The 1,978-nt window shown below is 54.2% G+C and carries 2 protein-coding genes and 1 pseudogene; all 3 read right to left on the bottom strand.

Translation table 11 applies throughout. From position 1 onward, the window contains the following. Positions 1-90 precede the first annotated feature (90 nt). Positions 91-309, bottom strand: a pseudogene (locus THISIDRAFT_RS15390) (transposase); the annotation flags it as partial. Between the two features lie 98 nt (positions 310-407). After that, the gene (locus THISIDRAFT_RS09605) at positions 408-1,163 is read right to left on the bottom strand and encodes a YaaW family protein (RefSeq protein ID WP_006786629.1); all 756 of its coding nucleotides are present in this window, start codon (positions 1,161-1,163) and stop codon (positions 408-410) included. Positions 1,164-1,414: 251 nt separating this feature from the next. Next, entirely contained in the window at positions 1,415-1,675 is a 261-nt protein-coding gene (locus THISIDRAFT_RS09600) for a hypothetical protein (RefSeq protein WP_040853700.1), read from the bottom strand. Positions 1,676-1,978: the final 303 nt, after the last annotated feature.

Below are 1,978 nucleotides of genomic sequence, written 5' to 3'. Positions count from 1 at the left end.
CCTCGTAGATGCGCGCCAGCAGCATCACCCCAGAGGTAGCGGGCGGGAGAGCGCCAGAGGGTTGTGGGCAGATCCTCCGCTGCGGTTTTCACCGCCCGGTGGGATGTCGGCGCCGGGACTACAGCCTCGGGGTGCCAGAGCGGTGACGGCGGGGCGCAGCGGTGAGTTTGGGGCGAGTACGCCATAGTACCGGTGGCGATGCTGCCGGGGCGGCGGGACCAACGCGGCGATGCGGCCGATCAGCTCCAGCGGCGTGAGGATGATCTGGGTGCGCCCGTCCGGACCCGGTTTGGGCAAGCGATAGATCAGCCGCTGCGGGTCGGCTGACATAAAGTCATAACGTCCAAACTCACCCGACGCGAACCGCGTAGCAGCATGCGGTCGGGTGGAGCGCCGAGTTAGGCTTACTAGCCGAAAGCCACTTCTTTTGCTTGCTCATCGTATAGATGCTTTTGCCGCAATACGGCAACCTGTATTACAGCAGGTATTGTCACTCGATAAGCAGTGCCAGCAATATCAATCGCCGTCCACACGCCGGTTATCACCCATCCGATGGGACCGGTTAGAATCGCCATTGTGCGGGTGAGGGCAGCATTTCCGGCCAAGGAAAGCCCGCGTCCGATCAGCGCTTTTAGAACCGCATTTACAATTATCAGAGTGAGCTGGTAGGACTTAAATCCGCCTGCACGAAAAACGGCTTGAAACACTCCGACCATAGTTTGAGCGGTAACGGAGCCTGTATTCTTCACGCCCGTAGCTTCGGCTAACTCCTTTAACTCCTCTGGATTCATTTTTTCCAGCGCGTCAGTCAGTATTTTCATAAGCAGATTGTTTTCAATTTGCTCGACGCTAGAATTCTTGTTGTAGTTGACTTTCAGCTTGTCACAGACATCTGTCAGAACTTCCTTGTAAGGAACCCCTTTTCCTCCTCGGAGTACCGTCGCGAATGTGTTTGCTCCGAAGCACTGAATTTCTGCCGCGACCAACTCCCAATATTGATGATGATCCGGATGATACTGCTTGTACAACTCCGAGGTCGTTAACTCTTCAGTCCAGCGCGCATCACCATCTTTGTCGTGAGTAATACAGTAAACTAGGTCTTCCAAGTCTTCGGACTTGATTTCTCCCAGAAACTCTAAATCCTGATCATGCCAGTATGCCATACAAAATCTTCCTAGGTTTTTTAAAGGCTAACGCCAAGTTCAACCGAACTGGTTGAGCGAGAGCGCTCAGTACAGTACATTCAAGGTTAGTATTTTGATTTTGTTGTGCTAGGATAATGCCCTCCAGATCAGATTTCACGTTTAGCACAGCGACTTCAAGAATCATGATATTGCTGCTGCCCAACGTATAGCTAAGGGGCGGGCGCGACAGCGCCCGTCCCGCTTGAGCGACATGTTAGGTGTGGCAAAAGTTAGCCCAAGGTTACGGTTGCGACCAAGACTGCTGCCTGATTGACAAATTGGACTGAAGTCCAGCCCTGCCGTTTTGCTTCTACCTCAAACCAGTTGCGTACAGTTTCAGAAACGTTTGAATAGCTGTTGTTTGGCTTGGCTTGGTTATAAAGCGCCAATACAACTTCGCGCTCTACGAGGCGGTGAGGGTTATTAACCGATTGATCCTTGGGATCGGGAAATTCAAAGGATAAGGAAAGGAAAAAGGATAGGAAATCCAACCGCCTTCACCGCAATATCCCTTCGATCAAGGAGTCTGTCAAGTCCCGACGAAAGCCCCGTCTGAGCCGCGTCGGTAGCCGATCCGGCCGAGAACAGCCGAAATCGGTCTGCCGAGGGGTGGCGAGACGGTTTTTCCGGTGGGCTATAGGTGTGTTTCCGGAAAGCGGGCAACGGCAGGGCCGGCAGCCCAGCTGGGCTGCTTTACCAGGACACCCGCTGGTCGTACTCGCACTCCGGCGCGGGCTGGGCGTAGGGATCACCTGCGGAACCTGCCTCAGCAGCGATGGCATGCTCCGTAGCGT

The organism is Thiorhodospira sibirica ATCC 700588, assembly GCF_000227725.2.
Lineage (GTDB): Bacteria > Pseudomonadota > Gammaproteobacteria > Ectothiorhodospirales > Ectothiorhodospiraceae > Thiorhodospira > Thiorhodospira sibirica.
This window is presented reverse-complemented; position numbering and strand designations above follow the sequence as displayed.